Source organism: Campylobacter sp. GTC17093, assembly GCF_055397635.1.
Map to the genome: position 1 here is coordinate 1504500 of NZ_AP038832.1, position 22491 is coordinate 1526990.

At 29.1% G+C, this 22491-nt stretch carries 22 protein-coding genes; 20 read left to right on the forward strand and 2 right to left on the reverse strand.

Features of this window, described 5'->3' with window-relative positions:
• The first annotated feature begins 44 nt into the window (after nt 1-44).
• From ACZ5VL_RS07820 to sppA, 16 genes are all read left to right on the forward strand, one after another.
• The gene (locus ACZ5VL_RS07820; RefSeq protein ID WP_464198514.1) at nt 45-848 is read left to right on the forward strand and encodes a 3'-5' exonuclease; all 804 of its coding nucleotides are present in this window, start codon (nt 45-47) and stop codon (nt 846-848) included.
• Nucleotides 841-1650: a DNA ligase gene (locus ACZ5VL_RS07825; protein WP_464198516.1), complete on the forward strand. Its 810-nt coding sequence runs from the start codon at nt 841-843 to the stop codon at nt 1648-1650. The genes ACZ5VL_RS07820 and ACZ5VL_RS07825 overlap by 8 nt, the downstream gene beginning before the upstream one ends.
• A gap of 9 nt (nt 1651-1659) precedes the next feature.
• Complete coding sequence (galE, locus tag ACZ5VL_RS07830) at nt 1660-2649, forward strand: UDP-glucose 4-epimerase GalE (RefSeq protein ID WP_464198518.1); 990 nt, start codon at nt 1660-1662, stop codon at nt 2647-2649.
• A 26-nt stretch (nt 2650-2675) separates the two neighbouring features.
• Nucleotides 2676-4214, forward strand: coding sequence for an oligosaccharide flippase family protein (locus tag ACZ5VL_RS07835; RefSeq protein ID WP_464198520.1), 1539 nt, complete (start codon nt 2676-2678; stop codon nt 4212-4214).
• A complete protein-coding gene (locus ACZ5VL_RS07840; RefSeq protein ID WP_464198522.1) occupies nt 4211-5479 on the forward strand; it encodes a Coenzyme F420 hydrogenase/dehydrogenase, beta subunit C-terminal domain in 1269 nt (422 codons plus the stop codon). Before ACZ5VL_RS07835 ends, ACZ5VL_RS07840 begins: the two co-directional genes overlap by 4 nt.
• Nucleotides 5476-6549 (forward strand): polysaccharide pyruvyl transferase family protein, encoded by a 1074-nt coding sequence (locus ACZ5VL_RS07845; RefSeq protein WP_464198524.1) that lies wholly within the window; start codon nt 5476-5478, stop codon nt 6547-6549. The genes ACZ5VL_RS07840 and ACZ5VL_RS07845 overlap by 4 nt, the downstream gene beginning before the upstream one ends.
• Entirely contained in the window at nt 6546-7619 is a 1074-nt protein-coding gene (locus ACZ5VL_RS07850) for a glycosyltransferase family 4 protein (RefSeq protein WP_464198526.1), read from the forward strand. The genes ACZ5VL_RS07845 and ACZ5VL_RS07850 overlap by 4 nt, the downstream gene beginning before the upstream one ends.
• A gap of 4 nt (nt 7620-7623) precedes the next feature.
• Complete coding sequence (locus ACZ5VL_RS07855; protein ID WP_464198528.1) at nt 7624-8586, forward strand: glycosyltransferase family 2 protein; 963 nt, start codon at nt 7624-7626, stop codon at nt 8584-8586.
• A complete protein-coding gene (locus ACZ5VL_RS07860; protein WP_464198530.1) occupies nt 8583-9638 on the forward strand; it encodes a glycosyltransferase in 1056 nt (351 codons plus the stop codon). Before ACZ5VL_RS07855 ends, ACZ5VL_RS07860 begins: the two co-directional genes overlap by 4 nt.
• Nucleotides 9634-10770 (forward strand): N-acetylgalactosamine-N,N'-diacetylbacillosaminyl-diphospho-undecaprenol 4-alpha-N-acetylgalactosaminyltransferase, encoded by a 1137-nt coding sequence (gene pglJ, locus ACZ5VL_RS07865; RefSeq protein WP_464200313.1) that lies wholly within the window; start codon nt 9634-9636, stop codon nt 10768-10770. The genes ACZ5VL_RS07860 and pglJ overlap by 5 nt, the downstream gene beginning before the upstream one ends.
• An 89-nt stretch (nt 10771-10859) precedes the next feature.
• Nucleotides 10860-12992, forward strand: coding sequence for an STT3 domain-containing protein (locus tag ACZ5VL_RS07870; protein WP_464198532.1), 2133 nt, complete (start codon nt 10860-10862; stop codon nt 12990-12992).
• Between the two features lie 33 nt (nt 12993-13025).
• Nucleotides 13026-14144, forward strand: a complete 1119-nt coding sequence (gene pglA, locus ACZ5VL_RS07875) for a N,N'-diacetylbacillosaminyl-diphospho-undecaprenol alpha-1,3-N-acetylgalactosaminyltransferase (RefSeq protein WP_464198534.1) — start codon at nt 13026-13028, stop codon at nt 14142-14144.
• Complete coding sequence (pglC, locus tag ACZ5VL_RS07880) at nt 14137-14742, forward strand: undecaprenyl phosphate N,N'-diacetylbacillosamine 1-phosphate transferase (protein ID WP_464198536.1); 606 nt, start codon at nt 14137-14139, stop codon at nt 14740-14742. The genes pglA and pglC overlap by 8 nt, the downstream gene beginning before the upstream one ends.
• Nucleotides 14729-15322, forward strand: a complete 594-nt coding sequence (locus tag ACZ5VL_RS07885; RefSeq protein WP_464198538.1) for an acetyltransferase — start codon at nt 14729-14731, stop codon at nt 15320-15322. Before pglC ends, ACZ5VL_RS07885 begins: the two co-directional genes overlap by 14 nt.
• Nucleotides 15319-16536, forward strand: a complete 1218-nt coding sequence (gene mqnF, locus ACZ5VL_RS07890) for an aminofutalosine deaminase family hydrolase (protein WP_464198539.1) — start codon at nt 15319-15321, stop codon at nt 16534-16536. The genes ACZ5VL_RS07885 and mqnF overlap by 4 nt, the downstream gene beginning before the upstream one ends.
• A complete protein-coding gene (sppA, locus tag ACZ5VL_RS07895) occupies nt 16524-17390 on the forward strand; it encodes a signal peptide peptidase SppA (protein ID WP_464198540.1) in 867 nt (288 codons plus the stop codon). The genes mqnF and sppA overlap by 13 nt, the downstream gene beginning before the upstream one ends.
• Here the strand turns inward: sppA and ACZ5VL_RS07900 are convergent, their stop codons facing one another.
• Together ACZ5VL_RS07900 and ACZ5VL_RS07905 are read right to left on the reverse strand one after the other, a co-directional pair.
• The gene (locus ACZ5VL_RS07900) at nt 17391-18380 is read right to left on the reverse strand and encodes a sensor histidine kinase (RefSeq protein WP_464198541.1); all 990 of its coding nucleotides are present in this window, start codon (nt 18378-18380) and stop codon (nt 17391-17393) included.
• On the reverse strand, nt 18377-18928 hold the full coding sequence (locus ACZ5VL_RS07905; RefSeq protein WP_464198542.1) for a DUF234 domain-containing protein: 552 nt from the start codon (nt 18926-18928) through the stop codon (nt 18377-18379). Before ACZ5VL_RS07905 ends, ACZ5VL_RS07900 begins: the two co-directional genes overlap by 4 nt.
• Nucleotides 18929-19313: 385 nt before the next feature.
• Here ACZ5VL_RS07905 and ACZ5VL_RS07910 point away from each other — a divergent pair, with 385 nt between their 5' ends.
• The 4 genes from ACZ5VL_RS07910 (at nt 19314) to luxS (ending at nt 22441) form a co-directional block, all read left to right on the forward strand.
• Complete coding sequence (locus tag ACZ5VL_RS07910) at nt 19314-20576, forward strand: aminotransferase class V-fold PLP-dependent enzyme (protein WP_464198543.1); 1263 nt, start codon at nt 19314-19316, stop codon at nt 20574-20576.
• Between the two features lie 61 nt (nt 20577-20637).
• The gene (locus ACZ5VL_RS07915) at nt 20638-21198 is read left to right on the forward strand and encodes a c-type cytochrome (protein WP_464198545.1); all 561 of its coding nucleotides are present in this window, start codon (nt 20638-20640) and stop codon (nt 21196-21198) included.
• A gap of 90 nt (nt 21199-21288) precedes the next feature.
• The gene (upp, locus tag ACZ5VL_RS07920; RefSeq protein WP_464198546.1) at nt 21289-21915 is read left to right on the forward strand and encodes a uracil phosphoribosyltransferase; all 627 of its coding nucleotides are present in this window, start codon (nt 21289-21291) and stop codon (nt 21913-21915) included.
• Between the two features lie 16 nt (nt 21916-21931).
• Nucleotides 21932-22441 carry an S-ribosylhomocysteine lyase gene (luxS, locus tag ACZ5VL_RS07925; RefSeq protein ID WP_464198548.1) on the forward strand — a complete coding sequence of 170 codons (510 nt, stop codon included), beginning with the start codon at nt 21932-21934 and terminating at the stop codon, nt 22439-22441.
• Nucleotides 22442-22491: the final 50 nt, after the last annotated feature.

The following is a 22491-nucleotide window of genomic DNA, read 5'->3' on the forward strand; positions in this document are numbered from 1 at the left end:
TAAAATATTGTTAGAATTACAAATTAAACCGAAAGAATACTTATATGATTTGCGTTTTTGATTGCGAAACAGTGCCTGATAGCGAGAGTCTAAAAAAAGCTTATGGTTATGAAGGCGATGACAATAATGTTGCACAACTTGCTTTTTTGGCTCAAAAAGAAAAAACTGGAAGTGAATTTTTGCCAGTAAATTTCCATAAAGTTGTAGCAATTAGTGCGGTTTTAGGAGACGATTTTGGTAAATTTATAAAAGTAAATACCATAGTTGGAAAAAATGAAAAAGAAAAAATTTCTAATTTTATAAATTTTATAAATAAATATAACCCGCGTTTAGTTAGCTTTAACGGACGTGGATTTGATCTACCAATGCTAATGGTTAGGGCTATGAAATATAATATTCAAGCTCAATCTTATTTTGAAACAAATAATAAAGAGTTAAATAAGTCAAAATGGGAAAACTACAGAAGTCGTTATGATGGGATTTTTCATCTTGATTTATTAGATCATATAAGCGATTTTAAAGCAGTTAGTGGACTAAGTTTGGATTTGCTTTGTAAAAGCTTAAATTTACCAGGAAAATATGATACCCATGGCGATCAAGTTACAAATCTTTTTTATGAGAATAAACTTGATAAAATTTACGAATACTGTGAAAGTGATACATTAAATACATACTGGCTTTTTTTAAAATATGAACTTTTAAGAGGTGATATAACAATAAATGATTACGCAAATAACATATTTACAATGAGTGAGTATCTTCAAAAAGAAAAGGAAAATATGAGCTATACTCCAGTTTTTAAAACTTTCATAGATGAAGAATTAAAAAGATTAAAAGATGATGTCTAAAGTTTTTTTTCTTGCTTTTTTTTGCCTTAATTTTATATTTGCCAAAGATATAATGCTTTTAAATGAGTATAAAGATGAGAACTTAAGTGGCTGGTATATAAGCGAAAAACTTGATGGTGTCCGCGGCATTTGGGATGGAAAAGAGTTAAAATCAAGAAGTGGATATAAATTTAATTATCCTTCAAGTTTTACAACTTGCTTTCCAAGCTATGCTCTTGATGGAGAACTTTATACAAAAAGAAATGATTTTGAAAACATCACTTCTATAACATCTAAGATGAACGAAAATGCTGCTTGGAGTGAGATAAAGTTTTATATTTTTGATATTCCTGATTTAAATGCAAGTTTTGATAAAAAATATGAAAAAATGATAGATTTTGCAAAAAACTGTAAAAACATAAAAGTAATTGAGCAAAAAGTAGCTAAAAATAATCAAGAGGTTTTCGCATATTTAGATGAAGTTGTAAAAAATGGTGGAGAAGGTTTAGTAGCAAGAGAGCCAAATTTGATATATGAAAATACTCGTTCAAGTAAAATTTTAAAAATTAAAAAATTTAAAGATGACGAATGTAAGGTTATAAAAATAAATAAAGGAAGCGGTAAATACAGCGATGTTATGGGTTCGCTTGATTGTAAAGACATAAAAAGAGGAGTCATTTTTAAAATTGGTTCAGGTTTTGATGATAAAATGCGCAAAAATCCACCAAAAATAGGACAAATCATAACTTATAAATATCAAAATTTAACTAAAAATAATAAGCCAAGATTTCCGGTATTTTTGCGTTTTAGAGATGAAATTTAAGGAGATAAAATGAAAATTTTAATTACAGGTGGGGCTGGATATATTGGTTCTCATGTTACAAAAGCGCTTTTAGAGCAAACTAAACATGAAATTTGTATTATAGATAATCTTTGTAAAGGTTCAATGAAAGCTATAAACTCACTAAAAACTATAAGAGATTTTGAGTTTATAAAGATGAGTTTAGAAGATTTAAATAATCTAGATAATCTTTTTGCTAAATCTAAATTTGATGCTATAATAGATTTTGCTGCATTTATAGAGGTTTTTGAAAGCACGCAACTTCCGCTAAAATATTACGAAAACAACACCAGCAATGTTGTAAATTTAGCAAATTTATGCCTAAAACATAGTGTAAATATATTTTTATTTAGCTCTACTGCCGCTGTTTATGGTGAGCCAGAAAATGGAGAAGTTACAGAAGAAACGCAGCAAAATCCTATAAACCCATATGGTAGAAGTAAACTCATGAGTGAGTGGATTTTAAAAGATACTGCTATTGCAAATCCAAATTTTAGATATGGCATTATGCGTTATTTTAATGTTGCAGGAGCAAGCAGTGATGGAATGCTTGGACAAAACTATCCAAACGCAACACATCTTATAAAAGTTGCAACGCAGACAATACTTGGGAAAAAAGAAAAAATGTCGATTTTTGGCGAAGATTACGATACTAAAGATGGCACTTGTATAAGGGATTATATCCATATAGAGGATTTAGCAGATGCTCATTTAAGTGTTTTAGATTATGTTAGCAAAAACAGAAGTGAAATTTTTAATGTTGGTTATGGTAGAGGTTTTAGTGTAAAAGAGGTTGTAAATACAGCTAAAAAAGTAAGTGGAGTTGATTTTAGAGCTGAGATTGCACCAAGAAGAGATGGTGATCCTGCTATGCTTATAGCAAATAGCGACAAGCTAAGAAAATTAACTAGTTGGAAGCCCAAAAAAGACAACCTTGAGGTTATCATAAAATCAGCCCTTGAGTGGGAAAAAAGATTATAACCAATATGAACAAAGATTAATAATAAATGATAAATTTATCACTTGTAAGCACAGATAAACAGCGCAAAATGGCGGTTGTGTTAACATATGCAAATGTTATTATTAGCGCTTGCATATCTTTGTTTTACACACCATTTTTACTTAGAATGCTTGGGCAAAGCGAGTTTGGGCTTTACTCACTTGCTACAAGTGTTATAGGATATTTAGAAATTTTAGACCTTGGGTTTGGCAATGCCGTTATAGTTTTTACATCAAAATATATAACGCAAAATAGAAAAGAAGATGAAAATAAGTTACACGGTACTATCTTTACCATTTATCTTATTATGAGCGTTATAATCATTATTTTGGGAACCTTGATAGTTATTTTTGCTGATACGATTTTTGGACAAAAAATGACCCCACGAGAGATTAGTGAGCTTAAAATAATGTTTGGATTGCTTACTTTTAATCTTGCAGTAAGTTTTCCTTTTAGCATATTTCCATCTATTTTGACAGCATATGAAAACTTTATTTTTATAAAAATAGTAGCTATTTTTAGAACCCTTATGCTCCCAGCTATGATGATACCAGTTCTTTTTATGGGCTATAAATCAGTATCATTTGTTGTTGTTGTTACTATTATAAATATTACATGCTTGATTGTTGATTTTTGGTATTGTAAAAAAAATATATCTCCTAATGTTAGTGTGAAAAATTTTGACTTCAAGCTTTTGAAAGAAATTTTTTCTTACTCATTTTTTATATTTTTAGGGGCTATAGTTGATCAAGTCAATTGGAGTGTGGATAATTTTATTTTAGGCGCAGTTGTAGGAAGTGTAGCTGTTTCTATTTATTCTGTAGCTATAATTATAAATAACATGTTTATTGTCCTATCTGTTACTATCTCTGGTGTAATGCTTCCAAAAATATCAAAGATGGTATCGCAAAACAGCTCAAATGAAGAATTAACTGACGAGTTTATAAAAGTTGGAAGAATTCAATTTTATATCATATTTTTAATATCTAGTTGTCTAGTTTTATTTGGTCAAGAATTTATAAACTTTTGGGTTGGTCCAAATTACGCACAAAGTTATACAATAGCACTTATACTAGTCATACCAGTTTCTATACCGCTTGTACAAAATTTAGGATTATCTATTTTACAAGCAAAAAATATGTATAAATTTAGAGCTATTATGGAATTTGCACTAACTTTTGTAAATGTTGGAATTTCTATACCTTTAGCAAAACTTTATGGCGGTATTGGATGTGCCATAGGCACAGCATTTGTTTTAATAGTTTTAAATGTGCTAATTATGAACTATTATTATCATTTTAAAGTTGGTCTAAATATCATTAAATTTTGGAAAAATATTTTAAAAATGAGCTTAAAATTTGGCGTAGCTGTGATGGCAATCCTTGCAATTTCGCATTACTTTCCTTTAAATGGCGTCAAATTTTTATTTATTTTTGGATTACTTTATATAGCAATGTACACTTTTATATCATGGAAATTTGTTATGAATGAGTATGAAAAAGCTATTATTTTATCTGTTATAGCAAAGCTAAGGCGCAAGAAGTGAGTCAAAATGTTGCAAGCTTAATTTCTAGCGAAAACAAATGCATAGGATGTGGTGTTTGTGTAAACTTTTGTCCAGCTAAAGTTTTGCAAATGAAAATGAATGATGAGAAAATTTATGAAGTTATGGCTAGTGATGGTTGTATAGAAAAATGTGATATTTGTCTTAAAATTTGTCCATTTTTTGATGCAAATGAAGATGATATAAATGCTGAAATTTATGTAAATTTACCAAATTTTAATGAGTATTTTAGAGCTTATTTAAGTACTTATGAGTTTTGTAAAAAAGATGATAATGAGCGTATAAGTTCTGCAAGTGGGGGAGCTGGAAATTTCATAATTACAAAGCTTTTTGAGCTTGATATGATAGATTATGCTATATGTCCAATTGGTGATGAAAGAGAACTTTTTAGCTTTCAAGTTTTATCAAAAAACGAGGCTTTTAAGATAAAAGGAAGTGTATATTATCCACTAAATTTAGAAAATGCAATTAAATTTATTATTCAAAATAACGCTCGTTTTGCTATAACTGCACTTCCATGTTTTGCAAAAGCATTAAGACTTGCTATGAAAAGAAGTGCAAGGTTAAAAAATAGACTTAAATTTATAATAGGCTTGGTTTGTGGTCAAAACAAAAGCGCAAATTATACTCAAAAATTAGCAAATTTAGCATTTCAAAATGAAAATACTCAATTAAAAAGTGTGAATTTTAGATATAAATTTAAAGATAAAAATGCTATGCAATTTGGAATAAAATTTACTGACATACATGATAAAATCGCCATAGATGATAGAACAAAAAGTGCTTTTTTATGGTGGGGAAGTAGGGCTTTTACACCTTTTGCTTGCAACTCTTGCAATGATGTTTTTGCAAAATGTGCAGATGCGGTTTTAATGGATGCTTGGCTTGAAGAAAAGATAGGAGATTTTAGGGGGGAAAGCTTAGTTGTGCTTAGAGATGAAGATTTGGAAAATATATTTAAAAACTGCGATCAAAACTGTAAAATTATAGATGAAAAAAAAGTGATTTTATCTCAAATGGGCGTTATAAGAAGTAAAAATTTAATTAAATTTGGATCATATAATCTAATAAAATCTAAGATTAGAAAGCTAAAACTTAATATACAAAAAGAGAGTTTAAGTAATTTTAACTGCGATGAATATGTAAAAATAAAATCAAAACAGATAGAAAAATTAGATAAGATAGATAATCAATTTGAGACACTTAAATACCGTTTTAAAAATTATACAAAAAAGATACATGTATGAAAATAGCTATAATGACACTTCCATTATGGAATAACTATGGAGGAATTTTACAAGCTTACGCATTACAAAAAACTTTGATAGATCTTGGACATAAGTGCGAAATTTTACATCTTGATATAACAAATAGTTACTTTAGTATGGATTTTTATAGATTTATAAAACTTAAAATAAAAGATCCACAAACATACAAAGACTACACTTTTAAACTTAGGCAGTTTAAAGATTGTAAAAATTTCATCAAAACAAACCTCATAACAACACGAAAAATAAAAGATCCACAAGAATTAAAAGATGTATTTATTAGTGGAAATTACAGTGCTATAGTATTAGGAAGCGATCAGGTTTTTAGACCATCTTACTTTATAAAGTTTTTAAATGATTTTTCTTTAGGATTTGTTTCTGGCAATGTTATAAAGTTAGCATATGCAGCAAGCTTTGGGGGAGATAAATTTGATAATTATGATTTAGATATAAATATCCATAAAGCAAATTTGGCTAAATTTAAAGCTATATCAGTTAGGGAAAAAAGTGGTGTAGAGATATGTAAAAAAGAGTTTAATCTTGAAGCAACTCATGTTTTAGACCCAACGCTTTTAGCCAAAAAAGAGATTTTTGAGAACGTAATAGATAAAGATTTTGATGCAACAAAAGGGAAAATTTTAGTTTATATTTTAGACGAAAATGCGCATAAATTAGATATTTTAAACGATGCTTCTAAAAAATACAATAAAGATATATTTAAAATAAGCGAAAAATCAAATAGGGTTAAGATAACTCAGTGGATAAGTGCTTTTAAAAATGCTGATTTTATCATAACTGATTCATTTCATGGATGCGTTTTTAGTATAATTTTCCAAAAAGACTTTTTTGTTTTTATAAACGAAAGTCGTGGAAGTGAGCGTTTTTATAGTCTTTTTGAGATGTTTGGATTAAGTAAGAGGATAATAAACCAAAAAGATGATATAAACTTAGATAAAAAAATATCTTGGCAAGATGTTGAAAATCATCTACAAAGCTGGAAAAAACACTCACTTGATTTTTTAGTTTCAAATTTAAAAGAGAGTAGATGAAAATTTTATTTATTATTTCAACATTAGGTCAGGGCGGAGCAGAGCGAGTTATGAGTGTTTTGGCTAATGAACTTAGTTTAACTCATGAGATTTACATTCTAAAATTTGATGATGAGGCACCGTTTTACGAGCTAAATCAAAATATAAAACTACTTAGCACAAAAAGTGGCGTTGGAGATAAAGGATTTTTAGGCAATATCACAAAAAGATTTGACAAAATTTTATCACTTCGTAAATTTCTAAAAAACAGCGATTTTGATGTTGTGATACCATTTTTAGATAATACAAACATCCTTACGCTTATAGCAAATTTTGGTCTTAAAAACAAAATCATAGTAAGTGAGCATACAAATCACACTTTTTTAAAATCCTTTATTTGGAAAGCTTTAAAACGCATAACTTATCCTCTTGCAAATGGTTTAACTGTGCTTACTAAATTTGATCTTGATTATTATACATTTGTGAAAAATAGAGAAGTTTTACCAAATCCTATGTTTAAAATACCACTTGTTCATGAACAAAATTTACAAAAAGAAAATATAATTTTAGCTGCTGGTAGACTTATGTATTTTAAGGGTTTTGACACATTTTTAAACTCACTAGCCCTTATAGATAAAAATCTTTTATCAAATTGGAAAATAATTATTGCTGGAGATGGGAGTGAGCGAGAAAAGCTGCAGAAGTTATCAATACAACTTGGCTTAAAAGTAGATTTTGTTGGTTTTGTAAAAAACATAGAAGATTATTATAAAAAAGCAAAAATAGTAGCAGTTACAAGTAGAGCAGAGGGGTTTTGCAATATCTTAATGGAGAGTATTTATTTTGATTGCACAAGGCTTTCAACAAATTGTGTGGCAGGGCCAAGTGATCTTATAAAAGATGGAATAGACGGATTTTTATGCGAGGTCGACAATAAAGAAGAAATAGCTAAAAAACTTGAAATATTGATTAGTGATGAAAATTTAAGAACAACATTTATAAAAAATGCAAATCTTAGAAAAGATGATTATAGGGTGGAAAATATAGCCAAAAAATGGCTTGAGTTTATAAAAATTTGCATACAAGGATAAGACCGTGTTAATAAGCGTTATAGTGCCTGTTTATAATGTAGAAAAGTATTTAAAAGATGCTTTAAATTCTATACTTAATCAAACTTACAAAAAACTAGAGATTATACTAATAGATGATGGTTCAACAGATTTAAGTGCTCAAATTTGCGATGAATTTGCTTTAAAAGACAGTCGTATAAAAGTTTTTCATAAACAAAATGCCGGGCAGTCAAGTGCAAGAAATATGGGGCTTGATGTTGCAAAGGGTGAATTTATAAGTTTTGTTGATAGTGATGATATAATAAAACAAGACTATATCCAAAAGCTTTACGATATGTCTTGTAAATTTCAAACAAAACTTAGTATGATAAGTTTGCGGCCATTTTATGGAGAATTTCCAAACTATGAGAACACTAAAACCTACGAAAATGAAAAAGTTTTAAGCGCAAAAGATCTTTTAAAATCAATTTGCACAGCAGATCTTTCTTTTTCCCCATGCATTTTTTTATATGCAAAAGAGATTTTTGATGGTTTGCGTTTTCCTCAAGGCAGAATTTATGAAGATATTTATATATCTTTTGATGTTATAAATAAAGCACAAAACATAGCTTACACTGATGGAATTTACTATTTTTACCGTATCAGATCAGGTTCAACAGTACATTCATTTGATGATAAACATCTAATCGCAGTTGATAGCGTACAAAGATTTACAACACTAGTTTACAAAACATATCCGGAGTTAAAAAACGAATCTAACTATGCACTTTGTTCATCCATGTTTGATACAAGTGTTGGTATTTTAAAAAGTGGAAAAAGCGAGTTTTATCCTAAAATTTATGAGTTTTCAAAACTTATAAGGAAAAGGCTTAGCTCTGTGTTAAAAATCAAAACAAAGTATTTTAAAAAGAAGGTTTTAATCATACTTTTAGCCATTCATCCAACTTTGCTAAAATTAGCTTTTAAAGCTTATAAAGGGTTAAAATGAAACTTCTTTTTGTTATTGCGGCTCTTAGAAATGGTGGTGCAGAACGCGTACTTGAAGTTGTAGCGAATCATTTTTCAAAAAACAATGAAGTAAGTATAGCAATACTTGAAAACAACGAAAATTTATACAAATTTGATAAAAATATAAATTTTATAAATTTAAATGTCTATGAAAATGGTGGTAAATTTAATAAATACATAAAACTAAGAGAGTGCTTTAAAGCTCAAAATCCAGATGTTATTATCAGTTTTATAGACTGGACAAATGTAGCTTGCGCTATAGCAAATTTTGGTCTAAAATACAAACTAATCGTGACAGAACATAACTCATATGAGTTTTTGAAAAGCAAACCTTTTAGTATTATAAGAAATTTAGCATATAGACAAGCTGATGCGCTAACTGTGCTAACAAAAAGCGATTTTTCTTATTACTCTAAATTTGTAAAAAACTGTGTTATCATGCATAATCCATTTTTTGGAGAAAGTTCGCAAAACTTACAAAAAGAAAATATCATTTTATGTGTAGCAAGGTTAGAAAAAGTAAAAGGGTATGATGTTTTTTTAAAAGCACTTTCTGGGATAAATAAAGTCTTGCTAAAAGAATATCGCATATTAATAGCAGGAGATGGTTCACAAAGGCAATATTTAGAAATAATGGCTAAAGACTTAAATTTAAATATAGAGTTTTTAGGTCATAAAATAGATATCAAAGAAATTTACGAAAAAGCTAAAATTTTCGTGCTCGCATCATTTAGTGAAGGACTTTCAAATGTGCTTATAGAAAGTGCATTTTATGAATGCGTTAGGATTTCAAGTAAAACAGCTGGCGGAATAGAGCTTATAGAAGATGGCAAAACTGGACTTTTGTTTGATATAGGAAACAGCAAAGAGCTTTCTAGGAAGCTTGAAATTGCAATTTGCAATGATAATTTAAGAAAAGAAATTATCCATAATACAAATAAGACATTAGAAAATTTTAACTATGAAAATATCATGCAAAAATGGCAAAAACTTATAGAAAATGTGATAGGAACTAAAAATGAACAACATTAAAAAATTAGGTGTTTTTATATACTCAATGGCTGGTGGTGGTGCAGAAAGAGTAGTTAGTAATCTACTAATAGAGCTTGCAAAACGCTATGAAGTACATTTAATACTTATGAATGACCGTATTTACTATGATATACCAAATGAAGTAAGTATACATTATATAGAAAAATCAGCTCCATTCGAAAATGGTATCAAAAAGCTTTTAAAGCTACCATTTTTGGGACTAAAATACAAGCAACTGTGCAAAAAAATAGGTATTGATATTCATTTTGTTTGGATGAATCGTCCATGTTATGTAGCTGGTTTTGCTAGGATGTTTGGATTAAAAGGTAGTATGATTTTTAACGAGTGTTCAACGCCGTCAGTACTTTACAAAGAAAAAAATCTTAAATCAATCATAAGTAAAGCATTGCTTAAATTTCTTTATCCAAAAGCAGATCTTATAATGCCAAATTCGCTTGGAAATTTAATTGATTTAGAGCAAAATTTTCATATAAATAGAGAAAAAATGTGGGTTTTATATAATGCAATTGATACACAAAAAATAACAGAGCTTTCAAGAGAGGATATAGATTCAAAATTAACAAGACCATTTTTTCTAAGTGTTGGTAGGCTTGATAGTGGCAAAAATCATACGCTTTTGATAAAAGCATTTTCAAAACTTAGAAATGATGAATTTGATCTTGTTATACTTGGCGAAGGTGTACTTAAAAACGAGCTTTTAAGCCTTGTAAAACAGTTAAAACTAGAAAAACGCGTTCATTTGATGGGTTTTGAAAAAAATCCTTACAAATACATGTCAAAATGCTATGCTTTTGTTTTTGTTAGTCTTTTTGAAGGTTTTTCAAATGCGCTTATAGAAGCTTTAGCTTGCCAAAAATTAGTTATTTCAAGCGATCATAAAAGTGGTGCAAGAGAACTTTTAGGAGATGACGAGTGGGGAGTTTTGGTGCCAGTTAATGATGAAATTGCTACTCAAAACGCTATGCAAAAAGCCATAGATAACAAAAACTTTGTTAAGTTTTATGAAGAAAAAGCAAAAACTAGAGCCATGTTTTTTGATAAAACTAAAATTTCAAATGAACTTATCGAAAAGATAGAACAATCTCATAATAAATATAAAAATATACTTTAAATGATATTTATTTATCTAACTATTATTTAAATTGTGATAGAATTGTAGTTCGCTTTAAGCAAAATTCGTTTATTGGAACAAGGTTTTATATGTCAAAGTTTGATGTTTCTAAAATTTTAAATAACTTTCCTAGGCTTTCTAAACATACTGTTTTAATGATACTTTTGGCTGTATGTTTTGGTATATTTTGTAGATTTTACTGGATTAGTTGGGCGAGTGTTTATCCTAATTTTTTATGGAATGATCAGCTAATGATAAGCACTAATGATGGTTACGCTTTTGCTGAAGGCGCAAGAGATATGATAGCTGGATTTCATCAACCAAATGATCTTTCATACTATGGGTCATCGCTTTCTACACTTACAATGTGGATATATAATCTTTTGCCATTTGAACTAGAAACTGTATTATTATATATGAGCGTATTTTTATCTCCACTTTTAGCCATTCCTCTGATACTTATAGGCAAAGAGTTAAATGTATCAAGAGTAGGTTTTATAGGTGCTCTTTTAGCAGTGATTGCAAATAGTTATTATAATAGAACAATGGCTGGATACTACGATACAGATATGTTAAATATAACGCTTCCAATGATGATCGTATGGAGCATGATAAGACTTTCAAAAAGAAAACAGCGTTCAAGTTTGATATTTATACCTATTTTTATGGCAATATATGGATGGTGGTATCCTTCTTCGTACTCGCTACTACTTGCTATGATAGGAATGTTTCTTTTATACACTCTTATTTTTGATAGATCTGAGAAGCTAAATTATGAAGCAATAGCGTTTATGATTTTAGCAATTACAAATTTTCAAACTGAAATAAAGTTCACTATAATATTTATTTTATATATCTTAATTTATCTTTTTCCTAAAATTTTCAATAAAAAAATTATTTTTGTTTTAATACTTGCTTTATCTGGAATTTTTATAACAACTGGCGGATTAAATCCCATACTTTTTAATCTAAAATTTTATATTTTTAGAGGTATGGCAGATAGTGGTGGAGAAGCATTTAACTTTTTTAATGTAAATCAAACTATTAGAGAAAGCTCAACGATAGACTTTGAAGCTATTGCGACTAGAATTAGTGGTCATTTATTTGTATTTATAATATCTGCAATTGGTTATATTTTGTTTATAAAAAATAATAAAATTTTAATTCTTACTTTGCCAATACTATTTTTAGGCTTTATATCTTTTAAAAGTGGTTTAAGATTTACAATATACTCAGTTCCGGTTATGGCTCTTGGTTTTGGTTATTTTATTATGTATTTCTACACAAAATTTGGCATAAAAGATCGGTTTTTGGGATATTTATTTTTATCCATAATAACTATAAGTGCGCTTTATCCATCATTAAAGCATATATATGATTATAAAGTATTTCCGGTCTTTACACATAGTGAAGTTGAAAGTTTAGATAATTTAAAAGAGATTGCCCAAAGAGAAGATTATGTTCTTTCATGGTGGGATTATGGATATCCTATAAGATATTATTCAGATGTAAAAACCCTTATAGATGGTGGAAAACATTTAGGAAGTGATAATTTTGCAGTTAGTTTTGCACTTGGGGCTGATCAGGTAAGCTCTGCAAATATGGCAAGACTTGAAGTTGAATATACAGAAAGAAATTATGAAGAGAATTTTGGATTAAACTTAAAACAGATGATGAAAGATTATAAAACCACAAATGTTAATGATTTCTTATTATCTTTAAAAGATGAAAATCTAACATTACCTCCAAAAACTAGAGATATTTACTATTATTTACCAGATAGAATGATTCATATCTATCCAACTGTTTTAGCATTTTCTAGACTTGATTTAACATCAGGTAAAAGTTTTGCACAACCATTTTTCCTAGGAACAGAGAGATTTTCATATACAAAAGATAAGCAAATCATGCTCAGTAACAATGTTACTTTAAGTAGTGATGGTACGAAATTATCTATAAATGGCAACTCATATAGTGTAAATACATATGTAGAAACAAGCTATGATGAAAATGAAAAACTAAATGTAAAATATTTTGATATAGATCCAACTAGTGATTTTTATGTAATTTTTATGAGAGATTATTCAAGAATATTAGTTCTTGATAAAACTTTATATAATAGTGCGTATATTCAGCTTTTTGTGCTAGAAAATTATGATAAAAATCTTTTTGAGCCAGTTATTTTAAACGGTGCAACTAAAGTTTATAAATTAAAAAAATGATAAAATGATTTGAAATTTTAAAAAGGTTTGAATATGGCTAGAATTGGTTTTCTTTCACACTCGGATATGAGTATTTATTATTTTAGAGCTCCAATTATGCGCGAATTAAAAAGATTAGGGCACGAAGTTATAGCCATCGAGCCATATGGAGCTTATACAAAGCCTATAGAAGAAGAGTTTAAAACTGTCATTTATGAGATAGATAAAGCGAGCTTAAATCCGCTAAAAGTAAAAAAAGATACCGCAAACCTTGCTTCTATATTATCAACCCTAAATTTAGATATGCTCCAAACAGCAGCTCACAAAAGCAATGTTTTTGGGACATTTGCAGCAAAAAAAGCTGGCATTAAAGTTGTACTAAATTTAGTCGAAGGACTAGGAAGCTTTTATGTTGATAATAATATAAAAGCAAAAATGGTAAGATTTGCTATAGAAATGCTTTACAAAAAGTCATTTTCGCTAAGTAATGGAACTATTTTTGTAAATGATAGCGACCCAGATTATATGATAAATCATGGCATTATAGATGAAAGAAAAGTAAAAAGGATAAAAAGCGTCGGTGTGGATGCAAATGAATTTGATCCAAATTTAGTAAATGTGTATGATTTCAAAACCCATAAAAAAATAGTTTTGATGATGGGTAGAGCACTTTGGCATAAAGGCATAAGAGAGTTTTACGAAGCTGCTGATATTTTAAAAGATAGAAACGATACACAGTTTGTTTTTGTTGGTGATGGATATGAGGGTAATCCAAGCAGTGCTGATAAGTCTTTTTTAAATAATAAAAATGTTATGTGGATAAAGTGGAGCAATAAAGTAAAAGAGCTATTAAAAGGCACATTTATCTATGTTTTACCAAGCTATAAAGAGGGTTTTCCAAGGACAGTTTTAGAAGCTATGAGTATGAGTTTGCCTTGCATTGTAAGCAACGTTAGTGGTTGCAATGAAGCTGTAGAAAATAATCATAACGGTTTAATTTGTAAACAAAAAGATGGCCTAGATTTAGCTAAAAAGATAGAAATTTTGCTAAATGATGAAAAATTAGCAAAACAAATGGGACAAAACGGTAGAAATTTGGTTCTTCAAAAATACAATCAAGATATTATAACAAAACAATACATTGAATATTACAGGCGGTTTTTAGATGTATAGAGCTTTTTTTAAAAGATTCTTTGATGTCGCAGGAGCACTTTTTCTTATTATTTTAACATCTCCAATTATGTTAATAACTTATATTATTATCAGAAAAAATATAAGTAAAAATACAATTTTTACACAATCTCGTCCTGGTAAAGGCGGACAAATTTTTAAAATTTATAAATTTAAAACTATGAGCGAAGAAATAGATAGTAACGGCAAACTTTTACCAGATGATATGCGTTTAAATGAGTGTGGTAAAAAAATTCGCTCTTTAAGTTTAGATGAACTCCCTCAGCTCTTTAATGTTTTAAAAGGAGATATGAGTTTTATAGGACCTAGACCACTTCTTGTAGAATATCTAAATATATATAATGATGAACAAAAACTTCGCCATAATGTTCGCCCTGGAATTACTGGACTTGCACAAGTTAATGGCAGAAACGCAATTTCATGGTCTAAAAAATTCGAATACGATGTGTATTATGCAAAAAATCTTAGCTTTATTTTAGATGTGAAAATCGCACTTCTAACTATAAAAAAAGTTATAAAAAAAGATGGCATAAGTAAAGATGGAATGGCTACAACGGAGAAATTTAATGGCTCAAACTAAAAGTATTTATATATACGGAGCGAGCGGGCATGGAAAAGTTGTTGCTGATATTGCAAGAGCTTGTAAGTATGAAAATATCATTTTCTTAGACGACTCAAGTGAAAATAAATTTACTACAAACTTAGAAAAATTTGATATCATAATAGCAATTGGAGATAACTCTATTCGTAAAAAACTGCAGCAAAAAGTAATTGATGCTGGTTTTAATGTAGTAAATTTAATACATCCAAGTGCCATACTATCACCTAATGCTAACCTAAAAAGAGGCATAGTTGTAATGCCAAATGTAGTTGTAAATGCTGATGCCACAATAAAAGATGGCGTTATTTTAAATACTGGTTGTATAGTTGAACATGACTGCATTATAGATGATTTTGTCCATCTTAGTCCAAATGTAAGCTTAGCTGGTGGCGTAAAAGTTGGAGAACTTTCTCATATAGGTATTGGAACAAGCGTTATACAAAAAATCTCAATTGGCAAAAATACAACCATAGGTGCAGGAGCAGTTGTTGTGCGGGATATAGGAGATAGTGTTGTAGCTGTTGGCACTCCAGCTAAAGCTATAAAAAATAAAATATGAAAATAATAAAAGCAAAGAAAATACTAAATTTTGATAATGGTTTTGAGATTTTACACAACAAAGCCATAGCTTTTGAGCAAAATATAGTAGAAGTTGGTGAGTTTGAAAATCTGAAAAACAAATATAAAAATGCCAAGATTATTGATTGCTCAACTGATATAATTGCGCCTGGTTTTATAAACACTCACACGCATTTAGAATTTAGCTCAAACAAAACTTCTCTTATTTATGGAGATTTTTTAAAGTGGGTTGATAGTATTGTAAACTCAAGAGATACTCTAAGCAAAGAAGCAAACGATAAACTAATAGAAGAAGCCATAAAATCTATAATGAAAAGTGGAGTTTGTACAATAGGTGAAATTTCAAGCTTTGGTGGAGATTTGCAAATTTGTGCAAACTCAGAGGCTAGGGTTGTATTTTTTAATGAAATTTTAGGAGTAAGTGAGGCTGTTTGTAGCGAAAATTGGGATAAATTTATGGCTAGATTTAATGCTAGTTTAAAATACAAAAATGATAAATTTATTCCTGCCGTATCTGTTCATTCACCTTACTCTACACATCCTAATTTGGTCCAAAAAGTGTGTGATTTTGCTAAGAAAAACTCGCTTTTAATCTCGGCTCACTTTCTAGAAAGCGAGCATGAGAAAAAATGGCTTACAAAAGGTGAGGGTGAGTTTAAAAAATGGCTTTCTCATTTTAGTAAAAATCCCAAGCCAATGTATAATATAGATAGCTTTTTAGAGTACTTTAAAGGTATAAAAACGCTTTTTACACACTGTGTTTATATGGATGATTTTTCTAAACTTGATAAAAATTTGCACTCAGTTACACATTGTGCATTTTCAAACAGACTGCTTAGTAAAAGAACTTTAAATTTAAAAAAATTACTTTCAAATAAAGCAAAATTAAATATCGGAACTGATGGGCTTAGCTCAAATATAAGCTTAAATTTCTTTGATGAACTAAGAGCAAATTTGCTAATTCATGATGATTTTAATCTACACAAAATAGCTCAAATTTTATGGATTAGTGCCACAAAAGAAGCTGCGAATTCATTAAATTTAAATAGTGGTTCATTAAGTAAAGGTAAATTATCAGATATAGCTGTTTACAAAGATTTAGACTGCAATGATAGTGAGCTTTTACTTCAGCTAATTTTGCAAACAAAAGAAGCGAAAAAACTTTTTATAGGAGGCAATGAATGCAATTTTTAAGAATTATTTTTGCACCAATTAGATGCATTTTTGAATTTATAAATAGGCATTTTAAAACACTTATATTTTTACTTATTGTATATTTTGTATTTTTTGGCACACATAACGAAAACAAAACAAATGCAAATTTACAAGAGATATTTTTGCAAGGTACTATAATGTCAAGCTCAGAGATACTTGAAGAGATAAAAAAAGCAAAAGATGATGAAAATATAAAAGGGGTTTTGCTTTTAGTAGATAGCCCAGGAGGCTCACTTAGCCCAAGTGTTGAAATAGCATTAGCTATAAAATCTCTAAATGAAACAAAACCGGTTTTAGCTTATGCAACTGGCACTATGGCAAGTGGAAGCTATCTAAGCAGTATATGGGCTGAGAAAATTTATGCAAATCCAGGTAGTTTTATAGGTTCAATTGGGGTTATAATGCAAGGATTTAACATAAGTGAGCTAACTAAAAAAGTTGGCATTACTGATCAAACCATTAGTGCAGGAGAGTTTAAACAAACTGGCACAATTATGCGTGAATGGACTGAAAAAGAAAAAATGGCTCTCCAAGAAATAGTAAACAAAAGCTATGATTTTTTTGTAAGTGAAGTTGCAAATGCGAGAAAACTAGATATTAACAAAAAAGATGAGTGGGCAAATGCTAGAGTTTTTTTGGGGGCAGATGCGCTTAAAGTAGGGCTTATAGACAAGGTTTCAAACTATTATGAAGCAAGAAGTGAGCTTGAAAAAATGAGCAAAGTTGAAAATCCTGTTTGGAAAGAAAAATCAAATTATGAGAAATTTATGGACTCACTTTCAAAACAAAGTACAAAAATGATGATGGATCTTTTAACTCCACGCATTATGTAGTTAAATTTTCAAACTAACACAAAATCTTTTTGGAGAGTCTTTTATAAAAAGCTCTCCATCATGAGCCTTTATTATCTGCTTGCAAAGACTTAGTCCAAGACCATTTCCTTTTAATTTTGTTGTTTTAAAAGGTTCAAAAAGTATATTTTTATCTTCTATTGCTACACCGCTATCTTTAACTTCAAATTCATAACTATCTTTTGTTTTATAAAAATTTATTTCAACATTGCCGCTATCATTATCATCGCTTTCTATAGCATCTATTGCGTTAAATATAAGATTTTGAAATACCATAGAAAGCAAATCTTTATCTCCAACATAAGGATAGCTTTCAAATTTAAAATCAAATGATATATCTTTTGAATAAGTGTATAGTTTAACTACATCTTCACACTCATTTTTTAAAGAAAGAAGATCAAATTTATATTTGTTTGGCACAACACCTTTTGTAAAAAGTAAAGTCGCTTTTATAATACGCTCAACCCTCCAAATAGCTTTTTGCATTTCTTCAAGTATAGGTCTGTTTTTTTCATCTATCCTTTTTAAAAGTGTTGAAGAAAGAAGGGAAATAGAGCCTATTGGATTTCTTATTTCATGAGCAAGATGTGCAGAAACTTGCCCCATAGATGCAAGTCTTTCGCTTCTTTTTTCATTTGTGATATCACTTGCTGAAATGATAGTTTTATCATCCTTTTGTCTTATAATAACTTGAAAATATGAAGTATCAAGAGCTATTTCTTGTCTTTGTTGTTTTATATCTATTAGTCCAAGCAAAGAAGAGAGGTCTTCAGCTTCACTATTTTGTAAAAAAACAGTTCCATTTTCATTTATAACCCAAAGTGCAGTTGGCAAAACTTCAACTATACTTTTTATAAAACTCTGCAAGCTAACATATGATTCATTTAGAGTTTTGTATTCTTTTTCTATTAGATAAGTTTGTTCTATAAGATTTTCTAAACTGCTCTTTATGTCTTTATCATTATTATTCACAATAGCTCCTTAAAATCTTCTAAGCTAAAAAGTATTAAATTTGAACTTTTTTCTTTTATAAGTTCATTACTAAAACCACTTTTTGAAACAAGTACAATTTTATTTGGCTTGATACTTAATTTTTCACATTTATTTTTTAAAATATTTATTATATTTTTGCAAACTTTTTTATTTTTATACTTCACTTCTCCAATAATATAGATATTTTTATATTTTATAAAAATATCTATCTCTACATCTTTATCCCAATAACTAACTATCTCAAATGGAGGTATTTTAAGTCTATTTGCGATAATTTCTTTTGCTAGAAGTTCAAATGGTAAGCTTGCATAATTATCAAAATCTTCTTTAATAATCTCCATCATTAAATCATATTTGCCAAGTTTAATTATGTCCAAATTTGGTTCAATAAATCTAAACCAAAATCTTGTAAAGTTATTTTTAAAGTGAAGTTTATCTTGAATGCTGTATTTTTTTATCTCTTTTTTTACTTTTTCGTTTTTATCTCTTAGAATTGGCTTTTCGCTACTTTTTTCTATATAAATCAAGTCACTAAAAAGTATATTTGTATATATTATATGAGCTAGGCCTCTAGGAAAAAGCTTAAAAATATAATTTTGTTTTCTATCATTTTTTGATAATTTATAAAGTGCTTTTGATATCAGTCTTTGATGCTCGCTATCAAAGTAAAATCTCTTTTTTAACTCATCTACTTTATATAAAATTTCAAATTTAATAGCTTCAAAAACATCGTAATATTTTGGGGTTATCTCATATGCGTCAAATACGAAATGAAATTCTATTAAAGAATGAGTGTCTAAATGCTTATGCGTTTGATATGTCGTTTTTAAAGTATAAATTTCGTACCCCTTTGGCGTATTTTAACATATTTTTGTTATAATTTGCCAATTTTTAAAAAGATGGGAAAAGATATTGACTTTTGAAGATTTAAGAAATGATATTATTTTAAAAGATGGAATTTATTATTTCGATTTTACAGCCTCTGGACTTGCTTGTAAAAGCGTAGAAAGACAAATTTCCTCTATACTTCAAACATATGCAAATACACACTCTGAGTGCTCAAGTTGTGCTAGAACAACAACTCAACACTATGAAAGAGCTAGAAAAGAACTTAAAAAACTACTTGAATTAAGTGAGGATTTTTATCTAATGCCATGCGGATATGGATCAAGCGCTGCTATGAAAAAATTTCAAGAACTTCTTGGCATTTATGTTCCGCCAATTCTAAAAAAAAGATTGCAACTAGAAAATAAAAATATAAAAAATCTCCCACTTGCCATAGTTGGCCCTTACGAACATCATTCAAATGAAGTAAGCCTTAGGTTAGGACTTTGCGAGTTTATCAGGATTAAATTTGATGAAAATAATCAAATTGATATGAATATGCTTGAAGATATACTTAAAAAAAATAGTGGTAGAGAAATCATAGCAAGTTTTAATGTGGCTTCAAATGTTACTGGAATTTTATGTGATTATAAAAAAATTTATAAACTTATAAAAAAATATAATGGTATTTTAGCGCTAGATAATTCAACTTACAGCCCATATGGAAATTTGGATTGTAATTTTTACGATGCTATGTTTTTATCACCTCATAAACTCATAGGTGGAATTGGGAGTTCTGGACTACTTGCTATAAGAAAAGAACTTTGTAAAAGTGATTTACCAACATTTGCAGGTGGTGGAACTGTTGCTTATGTAAGCAGAACATCTCAAAACTTTACTCATGACAAAGAACAATTAGAACAGGGCGGAACACCAGGTATAGTCCAGTTAATAAGAGCTCATCTTGCTTATAAAATAAGAAATTCTATAGGTTTTGAAAATATTAAAAACAAAGAATTGGAGTTAAAAAAATATTTTGAGCCTAAATTTGAAAAGATAAAAGATATTATCGCATATTATCCAAACAATCAAGAAAGATTACCTATATATGCTTTTAATTATAAGGATAAATCTCCTTATGAAATAACAAAAACTTTAAGTAATAAATTTGGCATACAATCCAGAGCTGGATGTGCTTGTGCAGGTCCTTATGGACACGATCTTCTTGGATTAAAAGATAATGATTATTTTGAAACTCGCCCAGGTTTTGTTAGAATAGGGCTTCACTATACACATACCAAGGATGATTTAGATTACCTTCTTAGTGCTCTAAATAGTATGCAAAATTAAATTCAATTATTAGCCTTTTTTTGATATAATCAACTTTTTAAATTTAAAAAGGAATTTGTGCATGAGAAAAGTTTTAACAATAGCTTCTTTACTTTTTGTATCTAGTATCGGATTTGCCCAAGAAACCTATGTTATAGAGGCCAAAGGGGAATTTGGTAAAGAACTACAATCTTTAATACAAAAATACGCGAAAGATCAAAATGTAAGTATAACAACTTATGAGCGCTCACAAGCCCCAGCTTCTAGTGGTGGATTAATTAACTTTGGCGTAAATAGAAACTATACTTATGATTCTAGTAAAGGAGAAGAGTTATATAAAGCTAACTGTTTTAGTTGTCATGGCGACAAGGGTACAAAAAGAGCCATGGGGGCATCTAGACGCTTAAGCGAAATAGATGCTGAAGAGATAGAAACGTCTTTTAGAGCTTATCAGGCAGAAAGTGATCATGGTGGAAGCTATAGAGATATAATGAGAACCGTTGCCTTTAAAACAAAAAATTCTGAACTTGGTGCAATCATTGCTTATTTAAAAGGATCAAATGCTCTAAAAAAAGAAGATTCTAAGCAAGAAAATAGTGCTATACAAAATTCTCCAACTCCACAAGGTAGCTATCTAAAATAAAAACTATAGAGCTTTGGCTGTATCTTCAGTCAAAGCCAATTTAATTTTTGATATAATATTTTTAAATTTAATAATTTATTAAGGCTAAAAATGAAAAATATCAAACTTATTTCACATCCGCTAATAGAACATAAACTAAGCATTTTAAGAGATGAAAAAACTGAGCCTTTTCAATTTCGTCTACTTGTAGATGAGATAACTTACCTAATGCTTTTTGAGGCCTGCAGTGACTTTACTCTAAAAGATGCAAAAATTAAAACTCCAATTTGTGAAACAAAATCAAAAAAACTAAAAACAAAAGTTACAATTTGTCCCATACTTAGAGCAGCCCTTGGTATGTTAGAAGGAGTTTTTAGACTTATTCCAGATGCTAGTGTGGGTTTTTTAGGTTATCAAAGAAATGAAAAAACGCTTGAAGCTGAGTTTTATTTCTCAAAACTTCCAAAAGATGTTCAAAATACTACAGTTATGATAATAGACCCTATGTTTGCAACTGGTTCAACTGCAATTAGTGCAGTAAAACATCTAAAAGAACAAGGCGTAAAACATATTAAATTTATCTCTTTAATTGCAGCACCTGAGGGATTAGAAAAATTTAGCAAAATTTATCCAGATGTAGAGGTTTATTTAGCCGCTATTGATGAAAAATTAAATAAAAAAGGCTATATTGTGCCTGGTCTTGGGGATGCTGGAGATAGGATATTTAACACATTGTAAATAAAAAGGATAAATTATGCCACTTTTAGATAGTTTTTTAGTTGATCATACACAAATGCAAGCTCCTGGGGTTAGATTTGCAAAAAAGATGAAAACACCAAAAGGCGACGATATAAGCGTTTTTGATCTTAGATTTTGCAAACCAAATGTAGATGTTTTGCCACCAAGAGGAATGCACACTTTAGAGCATCTTTTTGCAGGATTTATGAGAGATCATCTAAATTCAAGCAAAACTGAAATTATAGATATTTCGCCAATGGGTTGTAGAACTGGATTTTATATGAGTGTCATAGGTAAACCTAGTGAAGATGAAGTTATAAGTGCATGGAATAAAAGCATGGAAGATGTTTTAAAAGTTAAAACTCAAAACGACATACCAGAACTAAACAAATATCAATGTGGTAGCTATGAAATGCACTCTCTTGATGAAGCTAAAAATATAGCAAAAAATATCTTAGAAGCAAATCTTAGTGTCATAAAAAACGATGAAATAAAGCTTGATCTACACAAAATAGAAATAATATAAGGGCTAATTTAGCCCTTTAAAATCTTTCTTATTGTAAAAATATATTATTA